Source organism: Sphingomonas sanxanigenens DSM 19645 = NX02 (assembly GCF_000512205.2).
Lineage (GTDB): Bacteria > Pseudomonadota > Alphaproteobacteria > Sphingomonadales > Sphingomonadaceae > Sphingomonas_D > Sphingomonas_D sanxanigenens.
In genome coordinates, this window is record NZ_CP006644.1 from 3,137,908 (window position 1) to 3,153,910 (window position 16,003).

Here is a 16,003-nt window from a genome sequence, read left to right on the forward strand (position 1 = left end):
GCCGCTTACTCCGCCGGCGCCATCTCGCCGCGCGGCGCACCCCGTGCCATCCGCAGCGCCGCCCATGGCGCAAGCGCGACGCCGGTCAGCAGCAGTGCGAGGTCGATGACCAGCGGCCCGGCGACGATCGGCGCCATCGCCGCCGCATGCGCGATGCCGATGCCCGCCAGCAGCGCCGCCAGCGCTCCGCGCAACGCGGTCGCCAGCGGCCTGGCGCGCGCGGTCGCGGTGCCGATCCCGATCAGCAGCGCGAGGCCGATCCAGAACAGGGCGACCATCGGCGCATCCTTGCCCGCCGCCGTCCGCAGAACGAACGCCAGCGCGAGCATCAGCGGCGCCCCCCACAGGGTGGCGCACCACACGCCTTCCAGCCGCGGCGACGGCTTGCCGCGCGCGCGGCGCTTGATCAGCCAGATCGACATGCCGGTGGCGGAGACGATCGTCGTCGCGGCGCCGAGCAGGATGTAGATCAGCTTGACCGGCAACCCGCCGAAGCTGCCGAAATGCAGCTTGTAGACCGAGGCGGAGAATTGCTTGCCCATCTCCCCGTCGCTCATGTGCCGGGTGCGGCGGAACGCGCCGGCGGCATCGAACTCGTAATAGTCGCCGAAGATCAGCCGGCGCGGATGCTCGGCGAGGATCTGGACGAACTGCCTGGGCGTCCCCGGATCGTGGAGGATGATATAGTCCGGCCGCAGGTCGGGATGATGCCGCGCCATATAGTCCAGCGGGCGGACCATGCTCGGCAGCGCGGTGGGCGCCGGGCCGAAGGCGGGCTCACCGCCGAACACCGGCTCGAACACACGCTCGACATTGCCGCCATACCAGCTCGCAGCGATCGCGAACGCCATCACCGTCGCCAGCCCGAGCAGCGCGCCGGTGATCGACACCGCCAGCCCGAACGGCAGGGTCCAAACGCCCAGCCGGTTGTGCCAGTCCGCATAGGCCAGTTGCCGCGATCCGCGCGCGCGCAGGCGGAACGCGTCGCGGAAGATGCGCGGATGCGCGATCACCCCGCCCACGCTCAGCGCCGCCATCATCACGCCGAGCGCGCCGACGACGGTCAGGCCCAATATCGAGGGCAGGTGCAGATAATAATGCAGGCCGATCACGAATTCGGTCCAGCCATGTGCCTCTGGACCGGCGATACTGCCGTCGCGATCGATATAGACCGCCTGGTGATCGGTGGTGATCACCGTGCGCGGCAGCCCCGCATTGGGCATGTGGACGAACACATGGTCGCTGGGTTTCTTGCCCGCGTCGGCGGCGAGCACCGCAGCCAGCGCGCGATCGATCGCCTCCGGTTCCAGCGCCATCGCCTCGGGCTGGTTGGGCTGTTCCCAGCGCTGCCATTCCTGCTGGACGACGATCAACGTGCCGCTGAGGCACAGCAGATAGAGCAGCCCGCCCGCGAGCAGCCCGATCGCGGCGTGGCCCGCGAGCGCGCGGCGGACGATATCGGCCGGAATACCCATCCCGCCCCTCCTACAAAGAAAGCCAGAGCGCCAGCGCGGACGGCGCGGCAACAAATGCGAGCGGCCGCGCGATGCGGGCCAGCGTCTCGTACATCAGCATCCAGGTGGCGAGCAGCGCCCACGCGATCGGCCACAGCAGCAGCCCCAGCGGCGTGCTGTTGGCATCGTGCCACCCCGCGGCCCGGACCGCGCCCAGCAGCGCCAGCGCGAACAGCATCGCCACCACGGCGCCGAACGGCACGACCAGCAGGAATATCGTCACGCGCCGGCCCAAGCCTGCCCAGCCGCCGGGCGAAAGCGCAACCGTCGGCTCGGCCTCGCGCGGTGCCCGTTCGGCCTTGGCCTTGCGGCCCTTCTCCAGCGCGGCGACCGCGAGTGCCCCCTGCGCGACGACCATCGCGACCAGCGCCACCATGGTGACGCCCCAGGCGCCATCCTGCCGGCCCATGCCGATCAACGAAATGGCAATCGCGCCCCAGCCGGCGATCAGCAGCGGCCCGCGTCGCCGCGCCCCGGCGGGCCAGCCTGCACGGACGAGCAATACGCCCACCGCCGCGGCCAGCAGCATCAACGCCGTCATCGCGGCCCCTCGCACGTCACAGCGCCCCGCACATCGAACTCCGTCAGAGTGAAGGCGCCTTGCTAACCCTACTGAGAGTCAGTTGCAATCGCCCGGTGACGGCAATGTCTCGGTAGCGAGCGCGATTATCGCATCGATATCGAGATGCGCTTCGAGCGCCGCCGCGATCCCGTCGAGCGCGGCATCCACCGCCGCATGGTAATCCCGCCCGCCGCCTGGCGCGCCGATGCGGGCGAGCAGTGCCCCGCGCTGGCGCGGATCGGCGAGAAGGCCGTGGACATAGGTGCCGAGCACGCGGCCGTCGGCGCTGACCGCGCCATCCTGGCGCCCGTCGTCGAAGCGGACGAGCGGGCGCGCGGTGTCGGCGCCGCCAGTTTCGCCCATATGCATTTCATAGCCGTCGAAGCGCGCGCCGAGCGCGGTGCCGCTCACCTGGCGCAGTGCCTTCTGCGGGCTCAGCATCGTCTCGATATCGAGCAGGCCGAGCCCGTCGACTGCGCCCGCGGCGCCCTCGATCCCGTCGGGATCGGCGATGCGGCGCCCGAGCATCTGATAACCACCGCACAGCCCGAGGATCGCCCCGCCCCGCCGGTGATGCGCAAGGATGTCGATGTCCCAGCCCTCGGCACGCAGCGCGGCGAGGTCGGCGATCGTCGCCTTCGAACCGGGCAAGATGATCAGCGCCGCCTCCGCCGGGATCGGCCGCCCCGGCGGCACCATCGTCACGCCGATCGCGGGTTCCAGCTTCAGCGGATCGAGGTCGTCGAAATTGGCGATGCGCGGCAGGACCGGGCAGGCGACCAGCAGCCGCGCCGCCCCGTCCGCCGCCGGCCGCTCCAGCACCACCGCATCCTCGCTCGGCAGGCGCGCGGTCTGGTGCAGCCACGGGACGACGCCGAAGCCGCGCCAGCCGGCCAGTTGCTCGATCTGGCGATAGCCATCCTCGAACAGCGCCGGATCGCCGCGAAACTTGTTGATGATGAAGCCGCGGATCATCGCCGCATCCTCGGGATCGATCACCGTGCGCGTGCCGACGATCGCCGCGATCACGCCGCCGCGATCGATGTCGCCGACCAGCAGCACCGGCACGCCCGCGGCGCGCGCGAACCCCATATTGGCGATGTCGCCCGCGCGCAGGTTGATCTCCGCGGGCGAGCCGGCCCCCTCGACGACGACGATGTCCGCCTCGGTGCGCAACCGCCGATAGCTGGCCAGCACCGCATCGAGCAGCGGCGCGCGCGCGGTGCGGAAGCTGCCCGAACCCAAGGTGCCGCGCACCTGTCCATGGACGACGAGTTGTGCGGTGCGGTCCGCCTGCGGCTTGAGCAGCACCGGGTTCATGTCGGTATGCGCGGGCACCCGGCACGCGATGGCCTGCAGCGCCTGCGCGCGGCCGATCTCGCCGCCATCCGCGGTGACCGCGGCGTTGTTGGACATGTTCTGCGGCTTGAACGGCCTGACGGTCAGCCCGCGATTGGCGAGCACACGGCACAGCCCCGCGACCAGCACCGACTTGCCGACGTCCGAGCCGGTGCCCTGCAGCATGATCGCACCCGCCATCAGCCGCGCCACGCGACGAGGCCGGCGACCAGCCACAGGCACAGGCAGGCATGACGATAGACGTCGAGCGCACGCGCGACATCGGCGGCATCCGCCGCGGCGCGGCCGTCGCCGATCCAGGGCTTGTCGTGCCACACGCCGTCATAGGCGACGGGTCCGCCCAGCCGCAGCCCGAGCACGCCGGCCATCGCCGCTTCGGGCCAGCCGGCGTTGGGCGAGGCGTGCCGGTGCGCGTCGCGCCGCATCGACGCGAAGCCCGCGCGGGGCCCCAGCACGCGCCCCCCGGCAAGGCAGACCAGCAGCCCCGCGAACCGCGCGGGCACGAGATTGGCGACATCGTCGAGCCGCGCCGCCGCCCAGCCGAAATCGCGCCAGCGTTCCTCGCGATGGCCGATCAGGCTGTCCGCGGTGTTGATCGCCTTATAGGCCCAGATGCCGGGCAGTCCGAGCAGCAGCAGCCAGAACAGCGGCGCCGCGACGCCGTCGCAGAAGCTCTCGGCGAGGCTTTCGATCGCCGCGCGGCCGATGCCGGCTTCATCGAGCGCCTCGGTGTCGCGGCCGACGATGCGCGCGACCGCCGCGCGCGCCGCCGGCAGGTCGCCCGCGGCCAGCGGCTCGGCGACGGCGCGGACATGATCGTGCAGGCTGCGCTGCGCAAGGCCGGGGGCGGCGAGCAGCCCGATCAGAACCCAGGCCCAGCGCCCGGCGATGCGCTCCGCCGCCGCCTCCAGCGCCCACCCTGCCCCGCCCGCGAGCACCGCCAGCAGGATGATGGTCAGAATCCCCATCCGCCGCCGCCGTGTCGGGGCACCGCGGTTCCATCGCGCCTCGCACCCATTGATCAGCCGCGCGAAGCCGCCGACCGGATGGCCGATGCGGTCATAGAGCGCCTGCGGCCAGCCGAAGCCCGCCTCGATCGCCAGCGCGGCAAGCGCGAAGGGCTCAGCCACGCGCCAGCGCCTGGTCGAGCCGGTCGCGCGCCATGGCATCGCCCGGCAGCCCGAAGCGCAGCCAGCGCGGCGCATAGTCGAAGGGCCGGCAGAGGATGTGATGCTGCGCGAGGCGGTCGAACAGCATCGCAGCATCGTCATGCGCGACGAGGCGGAACAAAGGCGAGGCTCCAGTCGCGACCAGCCCGTGACGCGCCAGCATGGCATCGAGAGCGGCGGCATCGGCGCGGAGCCGTTCCCGCATCGACTCGATCCACGCCCGGTCGCGATACGCCGCAACGCCGATCGCAATGGCCGCCGTGGAGACCGGCCACGCCCCAAGCAGCGCGCGCAGCGCGGCGACGATCGGCCGCGGCGCGACCGCGAAGCCCAGCCGCAGCCCGGCGAGGCCGAAGAATTTGCCGAAGGAGCGCAGCACCAGCAGCCGGCGATGATCGGCGACGTCGGCGGCAACGCTCTCGTCCGGGTGCAGGTCGGCGAAGGCCTCGTCGACGATCAGCCAGCCGGCACCGGCATCGGCGGCATCGCAGAGCGCGGCGCGTGGCAGCAGGCGACCATCGGGGTTGTTGGGGTTGGCGAGCAGCACCATGCGTCCCGCTGAACGCGCTGCCGCCACCGCATCGACGGCGATGGGCGCGGCGCCCTCGAAGGCGGCTTCATGGCTGCGATAGGCGGGCGCGACATGCGCGGCGTCCGCCCCCAGCCCCAGCCGCGCCAGCATGCGGATGCCGATCTCCGAGCCCGGCAGCGCGCACACATGGTCGGGCGAAGCCCCGAAATGCGCGGCCGCCGCGCGTTCGAGCGCGGCCAGCGCCTCGTCGGACGGCAAGGCGCGCCAGTCGACCGCGATCGACCCGGCGCCGGGCCATGGGTTCGGGTTGATGCCGGTCGAGAGATCGAGCCACGCCTCGGGCGCGCCGCCATAGGCGCGTATGGCGGCATCCAGCCTGCCGCCATGCACCATCCATTCCTGCGCGCGTGCCCCGTCCGTCACCCGGCGCTGTTCGCCGGTTCCGATCGCCCCGACAAGCGCTTTTGCTGCGGTCTCCCGCTTTTCACTGGCCGCCGGATGGCCCCATCCCGTTCGGAACCGGATGCGTCATTCGGATTCCGGCGCATGTCTTGAGGCTCGCGCCAAACGCCGGGATACGCGCTCAAGGCGCACCTGGGCCCCACGCTTCAATCGCGCTCCGCCATGAAGGCGGCGAAGGCCTGCGCATGATCGGGATGCCAGCGCGACAGCGCCGGTCGGTTTTCGATGATATCGCCCATCGCCCAGGCCATGCGGCCGGCATCCACCGCGCGCGACACCTCATTGTCGGGGCAAAGGATGTAGAAATCGCTGGCGGCAAGCCGCTCGAGCATGAAGTCGACCACCTGATCCGCGCTCCACGCGCCCGCCGGCTTTGCCGCTGCCGCCGTCATGCCGGTATAGGTGAAGCCCGGGATCAGCAGATGCGCGCTCACCCTGCCGCCGGTCGCTTCGCGCAGGCTGTGCGCCAGCCCCTCGGTCAGCGATTTCACCGCCGACTTGCTGACATTATAGACGGTGTTGCCGGGCGGCTGGGTGATGCCCTGCTTGGATCCGGTGTTGATCACCACCCCCGGCTGCCCGCCATCGACCATCGCCGGCACGAACGCCTGAACGCCGTGGAGCACGCCCATCAGGTTGATGCCGATCACCTGCGCCCAGAGATCGGGCGAGGACAGCGCATCGGCGCCGCCATGGATGGCGGCATTGTTCATCAGCACGGAAACGGCACCGAAGCGCGCTCGGATCTCGGCGGCGAGCGCATCGACCGCGGCGCGGTCGGCGACATCGACGACGAAGCCGGCGGCACCGTGGCCGATATCCGCCGCAGCCGCCGCGACCGCATCCGATCGGTCGACAAGGCAGACCTGCATGCCGAGCGCCGCGAACCGCCGCGCGGCCGCCAGCCCGATGCCGCTCGCCGCACCCGTGATCACCGCGACCTTGCCCGAAGAGAAGATGTCCATGGCCGTTCCTTTCGCCGTCGCCCTTATCAGCGATAGCGGCCCATCGTCACCTTCAGCCAGACCGGCTTGTCGATCAGGTTGAGACCATAATCGGTCTGGTCGCCGTTCCACACGCGATCCATCACCCATTTGCCGGCTTCGAAATGCCCTTCTTCCACCCGCAGCATCATCGCATTTTCGGGCGTACCCGCGCGCGCAGCGAAACGGACGCGGACGAAATCGCCGGTCAGCAGGAATTCGTCCGCCGAAAGCTGCGCCACCACCATGCCGCCGACAGGCTCGGCACCCCAGGGGGTCGGGTCGGTCTTGAGGAAAGTCCACTCCTTCTGGCCGAACTGCCATTCACCGAAGTTGGCAGTGATCGTCCAGTCGCCCATCGTCGTGCTGAGCGGGCTGCCGTCGTCGGGCCGCGCCGCGCCCCAGGTCGGCCGTTCATAGGCGATCCGCGCCCAATCGCGCATCGCGCCGCCGATCACCCGGTACTTCGCCGCCACCGCATCGAGCGTGGCATCGTCGAAGCTGCGCGCGCCCAGCGGATAGTTGAAATAGCCGGTATCATCCATGCCGAAGGGCGCATAGCCGATCGCGCCGCGCCCCAGCGCCGCCCAGAAATAGCGGGCATATTCGCGGGCATTGCCGATCTCGGGCACCATCAGCGCATTGTCCGGCCGCGCATAGAGATCGAGGTGACGGAAGACGTTGCGGCTGGCGCGGTCATAGATGTCGGGCGCGGCGACATCGATCGAGGGCGCACCGGCCTTCCAGATGTCGATCACGTCGCCCTGCGGCCCGCCGCTGGCGACGCCCATGGGGTCGGGCGTCTTGAACGGGTCCGACAGCGCGGCGTTGACGTACATCGGCAGCGGCTTGATCGCCTTGCCGGCGGCGGCCAGCGCCTCGACATAGCGTGCGGTGTGCCAGGTGTTGAACATGCGATCGGCCTGGTCGCCGAACATCTGCGTCCAGGTCCCCGCCGGCTTGCGCAGCGCTTTGGCGAGCGTTGCCGGCACCGGCGCATCGAACAGCTTCTGCGCGGCCGCGCTGTAATCGCGCGGGTTGCGATAGCTGCCGACCTCGTTTTCCGGCTGCACCATGATGACGCTGTTCTGCGCATCATGATCGCGGATGTAGGTCATCAGTTGCACGAAGGCGCGCCGGTCCGCCTCCAGCGTCGCCGCGGCGAGCGGCGTCAGCACGTCATGGTCCTTGCCGTCGCGCGTCTTCATCCGCGGGAAGCGGCGATTGTCGCGCTTTACCCAGTCCGGCGCATAGCCATAGCCGGTATTCTTGTAGGCGCCGAACCACAGCAGCACGATGCGCTTGTCATGCTTGCGCGCCTCGTCGAGCAGGTGCTGGACGAAGGCGAAATCGAAGCGCCCCTCTTCGGGCTCCAGTTGCTGCCACGCGATCGGGATTTCGATCGTATTGGCGGCGATGCGATCGAGGATCGGCCAGACCTTGGTGAGCGGTTCGGCATAGTTGCTGCTGTTGTTCACCTGCCCGCCCAGCATCACGAAGGGCGCGCCGTCAACGATCAGCGCGTGGCGGCCGTTGCGCGTTTCCAGCCGCGGCAGATCGCCTTTCGCCTGCGCGCCGGCGGCGGTGCCGGTGATCAGCAGCAAGCCGCCCAGCGCGGCGGAGAGGAAGCGGGTCTTCATCGGCATGGCCCTCATGGCTGTTCGTCGAGCGAATAGATGCGGTCGGCGGGAGTCCATTTGCTGCCCGGCATCGCCCAGGGCAGCGGCCGCTGCACCGCGTCCATCTGCGTTTCCCACGCCTGCACGGCCGGGCTGGCGGCATCCGCGGCAGCCTTTGCCGCCGCGTCGTAACCGGGTGCGGTTTCCATCACCATCACCAGCCGATTGCCGGTGCGGTAGATCTCCATCGCAAGGATGCCGGCATCGCGGATGCTGGCGTTGATCGCCGGCGGCACCGCGCCGGCGGCATGCCATGCCTCATAGTCGGCGATCGCCTGCGCCTCGTCGACAAGATCGATCAGCAACACATGCCGCATGCTTCGCCTTCCATGCAGGATGCCCTGGGGAAAAAATGGCGGGCCGGCTGCAAGAACATGCCGGCCCGCAGGCTCTCGGGGAATGGGGTTACGACCTAAGTCTATCAGACCGGGTCGATCAGTAGGTGATGCGCGCCGTGATGCTGAGGCGGCGATCGTTCAGCACGTGCGACTGAGGACGGCTGGGAATCCCGTAATAGGTCCTGTTTGCAGTATCGGTCAGGTTCACCCCGTCCACCGTCAGCGCGAAATTGGGCGTGAAGGTATAGGTGAGGGACGCATCGACCTGGCCGCGCGCGGCGTTGAAGATCGGCAGGTTGCCGCTGCCGTTGCCGCGCGTCGTCACCACGAAGCTGCTGCGCCAGTTATAGGCGACGCGCGCCGAGACCGGACCGCGATCGTAGAAGCCGATCAGGTTGTAGCTATGCTTGGACAGCTTCTCGAGCGGCACGCTGAGCTGGTTGCCCGACGTATCCTGCGCATCCGGGCTCGGCGCCTGGCTGTCGACATAGGTATAGTTGGCCTGGACGCCGAAGCCGGACCAGAAGCCGGGGAGGAAATCGAAGAAGGTGTTGCCGCCGACCTCGAAGCCCTTGATCTTGCCATTGTCTCCATTCACCGGCCGGGTGACGTCGACGACGAACGGCCCATTGCCGAAATCGAACGTCTCGGTCGAGGTGATGTTGGCGATGAAGCCATCGACCTTCTTGTAGAAGGCGGCGCCATAGATCGATCCGGTCTTCGAGAAATACCATTCGAGCGACGCATCGAGCTGATCGGCTTCCAGCGGCCGCAGATTGGCATTGCCCGAGCTCGCGGTGCGGCGGTTGCTGCCCGAGTTGAGTTCGACGATGTTGATGTTGGGATTGAGCTGGTTGAAGTCCGGGCGGGTCAGCCCCTTCGACGCGGCGAGGCGAAGCTGAAGCCCATCCATCAGGTGGAAGCGCAGGTTAAGGCTGGGCAGCACCTTGGTGTAGCTGGAGTCCGCGCTGATCGGGACATAGCTGATCGGTCCGTTCATCGGGGTGCCGTCCGGGCCGGTGACCTGCGGCGTCTGCACGCTGAAGCCGTCGGTGCTGACCTCGGTCTTCACGACGCGCACGCCGATATTGCCGTCGATCCGCAAGCCGCTGTCGATGCCGAAGCGCGCGACCGCATAGCCGGTATAGGTCTTCTCGCCCTGCGTGTTGCGGTCGCTGGGCACATAGGACACGCCATCGAGCAGCGCCTGTCGCTGGCTGTCCGCGGCATAGGGCGCCAGCGCTGCGCGGGTCGCGTCATAATCGAGCACGATGCCGCGGTTGAAGAACAGCGCCCCCTCTGGCACCGCGGCGCCGCCGCGATACAGATCGTTCCCGAACACGCGAAGCTGGTAGAGATCGTCCGCCAGCGGCCGCGTGAAGCCATAATAGGCATAGGTGCTGCTGTCGGTCACCGCCGAGCGATCGGTGTAGCGCACGCCCGCCGAGATCGAGCGCAGGAAGCTGCCGTCGAAGCGATATTCGGCGTCGAGGCGGCCGGCATATTCGGTACCGACCGCACGCTCGATATGATCGAGATAGGCGCCGGGGCTGGTCGCATAGCTGGCGGGATCGAGCAGATTGCCGTTGCCGTTCGCGGGGTTCGAATCCGGCGAGATGATCATCGTCGGCACGCCGTCACCCACGGCCTGGTAGAGCCGCTCGGCGTTGGAATGGAGGATGACGATCGACCGCTCGCCGTCAGTGGTGCCGCGGATGTATTGAAAATCACCCTTCAGGGTGAGATTCTCGGTCGGCGTCCATTTCGCGTTCAGCGAATAATCGTTGGTGACCGACTTGCGCCGTTCGAGGCTGGTGTTGGAATCGACCGGTACATTGACGAAGGTACCGCTTCTGAAATTGCCGTCCTCGTCGAACGCGAAGGGCTGCGAGAAATCGGGCGTGATCGGATTGTCGCCCGTATAGGCGAAGAAGCTGTAGTCGCCGTAGCGGAACTTATAGTCCGAGCGGATATATTCCGCGGTGAATTCCAGCGTGTCGCTCGGGCGCCATTGCAGCGCGACATCCACGCCGATGCGGCGGCGATCGCCGAGATACTGGCCGATGCCGACGCCGTGCGGCAGATAGGTCGGCTGTCCGGTGCGGCCGAGCCCCGCCGCGGTCGCGGCATCGGCGGCCACCGCCTCGTTGAGCAGGAAGAAGGGCTGGCTCGAAATCTGGTCCTGCCGGAACGCGGTTTCCTGATAGGCGAGGTCGACGAGCAGTCCGATCTCGCCGATGCCGGTATCCCAGCGGTTGGAGACGAGCAGGTTCGCCTGCGGCTTGGTCGTCTCGTACAGGTCGTAATGGTTGAGGCTGCCGCTGGCCGAGAGCTTGAAGCCGTCGAAGTCGAACGGCTTGCGCGTGCGCAGGTTGATCAGGCCGCCGAGGCCGCCTTCGATCATCTCCGCCGACGGGTTCTTGTAGACGTCGACGCCGGCGAGCAGTTCGGAGGGCACGTCCTCCAGGCTCAGCGTGCGGCCGCTGTTCGCGGTGAAGATGTCGCGCCCGTTGATCTCGGTGCGGACCTGGCTGAGGCCGCGGATCGCGACCTGGCTGCCCTCGCCGAAATTGCGCTGGATCTGGATACCGGTGATGCGCTGCAGCGCCTCGGCGACGTTGCGGTCGGGCAGCTTGCCGATGTCTTCGGCGACGATCGAGTCGACGATCTGGTCGGCATTCTGCTTGATCGACTGCGCGCTGCTGAGGCTGGCGCGAACGCCGGTGACGACGATTTCCTCGGTGGTCGCATCCTCCGCGGCGTTACCGCTACCACCCTGGGCCGACTGCGGCTCGGCCGGCACCGCGACGGCATCCTGCGCCAGCGCGGGCGCGCTGCCGAGGATCGATCCGGCGATGGCGGTGGTGAAGAGCAAGGCGTGGCGCGTGGCGCGCCGGGGCAAACGGACCAACTCGGTCATCATGTCTCTCTCCCTTCAATCGCCCTTTGCGGGCGCCCCTGATGATTGTCCGACAAATGGCCGCCTGAACGTCGCCACACTGCATCGGAGTCGGCTCTTTCTACGCCTGCCGCGCCGTTTGTAAATTTAAAAATTGCTTTCATCTGCAATAAGCGGATAAATCGGTGGAAAGCGCAGGGCGACGCTGAACGACCGAAGGAGGGGGGATGAACGGCAAGACCCGGTACCAGGCACCGGCGCTCAAAAAGGGTCTGGAGATCCTCGAACTGCTCGCCACCGCGAGCGAACCGCTGAACATGACCGACATCTCCGCGGCGCTCGGCCGCTCCGTGAGCGAGATTTTCCGCATGCTCCAGGTGCTGGAGGAACATGGCTATATCGCGCGCAACGGCGACGGTTATCGCCTGACCAACCGGCTGTTCGCGCTGGGCATGGCACAGCCGCCGGTGCGCGAGCTGACCTCCACCGCGCTGCCGGTGATGCAGCGGCTTGCGCATGAGGCGGGGCAGAGCTGCCACCTCGCCGTGGTCTCCGGCGCCGAGATGGTCGTGATCGTCACCGCCGAGGCCCCCGGCCTTGCCGGCTTCGCGGTGCGCGTCGGCTACCGGCGCCCGCTCCACCGGTCCAATTCCGGCCGGATCCTGCTCGCCTTCCAGCCCCCAGAGGCCCGTGCGGCGATGCTCGACGACGTGCGCGCCGGCCCCGAAGGAATGGGCGATGGCGAACTGGAGACGTTGGAAGCGCGACTGGACGAGATCATTGCCGCGCATGGCGCCGTCGCCCCCAGCCCGATGCTCAACGGCATCACCGACCTGTCGGCGCCCATCCTCGTCGGCGCGGCGGCGCGCGCTGCGCTGACGATGCCCTTCGTCGACGGTCCTGCCAGCCGCGTGACACTGGACGAATCCCATCGGCTCGTGCGAGCCGCAGCAGAGTCGATCGGTGACCTGCTCGCGCCCGCGGTGCAGGCACCGCCACGCGAGCCGGAGCAATGAGAATGACGATGCTGGACCGCCGCACCCTGCTGACTGTCGCCACCGCCGCCGCTGCCGGAGCGGCTGCGCTCACGCCAGAGATGGCGGCCGCGCAGACCGGCATCGCCGACGAAGTGATCGACCTGTGGCCAGGCGACCCGCCCGGCCGCGCGCCGGTGCGCATCACCCGCAAGGTCGACGAAAAGTCGAGCGATCCGGCAAAACCCGATCGCTGGGTGACCGGTATCGCGCGGCCGGTGTTGGTCGTGCGCCGGCCGGCGAGGCCAAACGGCAGCGCGGTGCTGCTGATGCCGGGCGGCGGCTATGGCTTCGTCTCCTACGACAATGAGGGCACCAGCCAGGCGGCATGGCTCAACGCGCGCGGCATCACTGCCTTCATCCTGCTCTATCGCCTGCCGGGCGAGGGCTGGCAGCGGCGTCAGGATGTGCCGCTGCAGGATGCGCAGCGCGCGATGCGGCTGATCCGCGAACGGGCGACGAGCTTTGCGATCCGGCCCAACGCGATCAGCGTGATCGGCTTTTCCGCGGGTGGCCATCTTGCCGGGTCGCTGGCGACGCGCCACGCTGAGAAAGTCTATGAACCGCGCGACGCTGCCGATCGCCTGTCCGCGCGGCCCGATCTCGTCGGGCTGATCTATCCGGTGATCACGCTCGAGGCCCATTTCACCCATGGCGGATCGCGCGACAATCTGATCGGCCCCGGCGCCTCGGCGATGGGTGCCGAACTGCGCGCGCGCTCGGTGGACCAGCGCGTCGATGCGCAGACGCCGCCGGTGTTCCTCGTCCATGCCGTCGACGACGGGCTGGTGCCGCCCGCGCACAGCATCCTGATGTTCCAGGCGATGCAGGCGGCGCGGCGCCCCGTCGCGCTGCACATCTTCGAGGATGGCGGGCACGGCTTCGGCGTGCGCCTGCCGCGCGCGATGAGCGCATCGGCCTGGCCCGGCCTGTTCGTGACCTTTGCCGCACGCCACGGCGTACTGCCCGCATGATCCGGCAGCGCCCTGCCCTTGCCGCCCTGCTGCTGGGCATGGCGCTGCCGATCCCCGCGACGACCACGATCGCGGGCGACGAACCGCGCTACCGGAGCTCGCCCGAGCGGCGGACGGTGGCGGAAAAGGATTGGGGGCCATGGCTTGGCCCCTTCCGCACGAAGCTGGTCCCCAGCCTGATGCAGGATTTCGGCGAACGCTATCTCTATGCGCCCGCCAACGCCGCGCTGCCGCCGCCCCGGGCCGGCGAGCAGCGCGTCATCTTCCTCGGCGATTCGATCACCGACCTGTGGAACCTGCCGCGATATTTTCCGGGGAAGCCCTATATCAACCGCGGCATCGGCAGCCAGGTGACCGCGCAGATGCTGCTGCGCTTCCATCAGGATGTCGTCGCGCTGAAACCGAAGGCCGTCGTCATCCTCGCCGGGATCAACGACGTGCAGGGCTTCCTCCAGCAGGAACCCCCCGAGCAGATCGAGGCCAATTGGGAAGCGATGGCGGACCTCGCCGAGGCGCATGACATCGCCATCGTCTTCGGATCGCTGCTGCCGGTGAACAATTATACCGACTCCGCGCGCGAAATGCTGCGCGAGCGCCCGCCCGAGCGCATCCGCGAACTTAATGCCTGGCTGAAGGATTTCTGCGCGCGGCGCGGGATCGTCTATGCGGACTATGCCGCCGCGATGACCGATGCGCGCGGCTTGCTGCGCGCCGACCTTACCCGCGACGGCATCCATCCGCTCGAGCGCGGCTATGCGCTGATGGCGCCGATCGCCGAGCGCGCGATCGGCCAGGCGCTCGCGCACAAGCCGCAGCACCGCCGATGATCGCCCTCCCCCGCCGCTCCTTCCTCGCCGGCACCGCAGCCCTCGGCCTGGCGCGCGCGGTGCGCGCGGCGAGCCCGATGGGGACCGCCGCCGGCCCGGTGCAGGCGAACTGGCCGTCGATCGTCGGCGCCTATCGCTATCCGGAGTGGTTCCGCGACGCCAAGCTCGGCCTGTGGTCGCATTGGGGGCCGCAATCGGTGCCCGCGCAGGGCGACTGGTATGGCCGCTTCATGTATATGCAGGGCCACCCGATGTACGCGCATCATCTGGCGACCTACGGCCATCCGTCTGTAACCGGCATGAAGGATATCCAGCATCGCTGGACCGCCGAGCGCTGGGATCCCGACGCGCTGATGGCGCGCTATGTCCGCGCCGGCGCACGCTATTTCGTCACCCTCGCCTGCCACCACGACAATCTCGATTGCTATGACAGCCGCTATCATCCGTGGAATTCGCTCACTGTCGGGCCGAAGCGCGACGTGGTCGGCATCTGGGAGAAGGCGGCGCGGCGGGCCGGCCTGAAGTTCGGCGTTTCCAACCATGCCGCGCACGCCTGGCACTGGTATCAGCCGGCCTATGGCTATGACCCGACGGGTTCGAGGAAGGGCGAGCGCTACGACGCGTTCCGCCTGCGAAAAGTGGATGGCAAGGGCCAGTGGTGGGACGGGCTCGACCCGCAGGAACTCTACACCGGCGGCCATGCGGTGCTGCCCGACGGACTCGACACGATCGAGGCGATGACCGCCTGGCATGAGGCCAATAACGGCCAGTGGATCGAGACCGGGCCGAAGGACGACCCCGCCTATGTCGCGCGCTGGCTGCTGCGCCAGACCGACCTCGTCGCAAAGTATAAACCCGATCTCGTCTATTTCGACGATCATGGCCTGCCCTTCGGCCCGGTCGGGCTGGAGGCGCTCGCCGACTATTACAATCGCGCGATCGAATGGCACGGCAGCATCGATGTCGTCGCGACCGCCAAGCAGTTGAAGCCGCACGAGCGCTTCGGGCTGGTGCAGGATGTCGAGCGCGGCTTTTCCGACCGGCTGTGGGACGAGCCGTGGCAGACCGACACCTGCCTCGGCGACTGGTTCTACAACGTCGCCCGCCTCAACGACAAAAGCTACAAGACCGCCGAGGAGGTCATCCAGCGCCTCGCCGACGTCGTTTCCAAGAACGGCAATCTGCTGCTGTCGGTGCCGCAGCCCGGCGACGGATTGATCGACGCGGAGGAAGAGAAGATTCTCGACGGGATGGCGGCATGGATCGCGCTGAACGGCGAGGCGATCTTCGGATCGCGGCCCTGGCGGATCTATGGCGAGGGGCCGACGCGGCTGAACCCCGGCATGCAGAACGAACAGGAAGCCGCGCCCTTCACGCACCGCGACATCCGCTTCACCACCAACAAGGGCGCGCTCTACGCGCTGCTGCTGGCGCCGCCTCGCCAAGAATCTACGACGATCGTCGCGCTGGCGCGAGGACGCTTCGCCGGCAAGATCGAGCGCGTCTCGCTGCCGGGCGGCGGCGCGCTCCGCCACCGGCAGGACGATGCCGGACTGCATATCGAGATGCCGGCGCGGCGCGATGGCCCCGCATTCGTGCCGGTGGTGAGGATCGACGGACGCGGGCTCGTCTGATTGGGCAGCATCACATGGGCGCAAATCCCCGCAACAG

At 68.5% G+C, this 16,003-nt stretch carries 13 protein-coding genes; 4 read left to right on the forward strand and 9 right to left on the reverse strand.

All coding sequences use genetic code 11. The features are described from left to right. Positions 1–5: 5 nt before the first annotated feature. From NX02_RS14480 to NX02_RS14520, 9 genes are all read right to left on the reverse strand, one after another. Complete coding sequence (locus NX02_RS14480) at positions 6–1,475, reverse strand: PepSY-associated TM helix domain-containing protein (RefSeq protein WP_025292918.1); 1,470 nt, start codon at positions 1,473–1,475, stop codon at positions 6–8. Between the two features lie 10 nt (positions 1,476–1,485). Further along, entirely contained in the window at positions 1,486–2,055 is a 570-nt protein-coding gene (locus NX02_RS14485; protein ID WP_025292919.1) for a hypothetical protein, read from the reverse strand. A 78-nt stretch (positions 2,056–2,133) separates the two neighbouring features. Further along, complete coding sequence (locus NX02_RS14490) at positions 2,134–3,615, reverse strand: cobyric acid synthase (RefSeq protein WP_039997568.1); 1,482 nt, start codon at positions 3,613–3,615, stop codon at positions 2,134–2,136. Beyond that, the gene (cbiB, locus tag NX02_RS14495; protein WP_025292921.1) at positions 3,615–4,604 is read right to left on the reverse strand and encodes an adenosylcobinamide-phosphate synthase CbiB; all 990 of its coding nucleotides are present in this window, start codon (positions 4,602–4,604) and stop codon (positions 3,615–3,617) included. Before cbiB ends, NX02_RS14490 begins: the two co-directional genes overlap by 1 nt. Further along, complete coding sequence (gene cobD / locus NX02_RS14500) at positions 4,558–5,529, reverse strand: threonine-phosphate decarboxylase CobD (protein ID WP_039997570.1); 972 nt, start codon at positions 5,527–5,529, stop codon at positions 4,558–4,560. Before cobD ends, cbiB begins: the two co-directional genes overlap by 47 nt. A 215-nt stretch (positions 5,530–5,744) precedes the next feature. Continuing rightward, positions 5,745–6,563, reverse strand: coding sequence for an SDR family NAD(P)-dependent oxidoreductase (locus NX02_RS14505; protein WP_025292923.1), 819 nt, complete (start codon positions 6,561–6,563; stop codon positions 5,745–5,747). Between the two features lie 26 nt (positions 6,564–6,589). After that, positions 6,590–8,227: a DUF5597 domain-containing protein gene (locus NX02_RS14510; protein ID WP_039996600.1), complete on the reverse strand. Its 1,638-nt coding sequence runs from the start codon at positions 8,225–8,227 to the stop codon at positions 6,590–6,592. Between the two features lie 5 nt (positions 8,228–8,232). Then, a complete protein-coding gene (locus tag NX02_RS14515) occupies positions 8,233–8,577 on the reverse strand; it encodes an L-rhamnose mutarotase (RefSeq protein ID WP_025292925.1) in 345 nt (114 codons plus the stop codon). A 118-nt stretch (positions 8,578–8,695) separates the two neighbouring features. Continuing rightward, on the reverse strand, positions 8,696–11,521 hold the full coding sequence (locus tag NX02_RS14520; protein WP_245648592.1) for a TonB-dependent receptor: 2,826 nt from the start codon (positions 11,519–11,521) through the stop codon (positions 8,696–8,698). Positions 11,522–11,724: 203 nt separating this feature from the next. Between NX02_RS14520 and NX02_RS14525 the strand changes: the two genes are divergently transcribed. Genes NX02_RS14525 through NX02_RS14540 form a run of 4 tightly spaced genes read left to right on the forward strand, consistent with a single transcriptional unit; the run spans position 11,725 to position 15,966 of the window. Then, complete coding sequence (locus NX02_RS14525; protein ID WP_025292927.1) at positions 11,725–12,513, forward strand: IclR family transcriptional regulator; 789 nt, start codon at positions 11,725–11,727, stop codon at positions 12,511–12,513. A 2-nt stretch (positions 12,514–12,515) separates the two neighbouring features. Continuing rightward, positions 12,516–13,505: an alpha/beta hydrolase gene (locus NX02_RS14530; protein ID WP_025292928.1), complete on the forward strand. Its 990-nt coding sequence runs from the start codon at positions 12,516–12,518 to the stop codon at positions 13,503–13,505. Then, positions 13,502–14,332, forward strand: a complete 831-nt coding sequence (locus NX02_RS14535) for a GDSL-type esterase/lipase family protein (RefSeq protein ID WP_025292929.1) — start codon at positions 13,502–13,504, stop codon at positions 14,330–14,332. The genes NX02_RS14530 and NX02_RS14535 overlap by 4 nt, the downstream gene beginning before the upstream one ends. After that, entirely contained in the window at positions 14,329–15,966 is a 1,638-nt protein-coding gene (locus NX02_RS14540; RefSeq protein ID WP_039996602.1) for an alpha-L-fucosidase, read from the forward strand. The genes NX02_RS14535 and NX02_RS14540 overlap by 4 nt, the downstream gene beginning before the upstream one ends. The last annotated feature ends 37 nt before the right edge of the window (positions 15,967–16,003 follow it).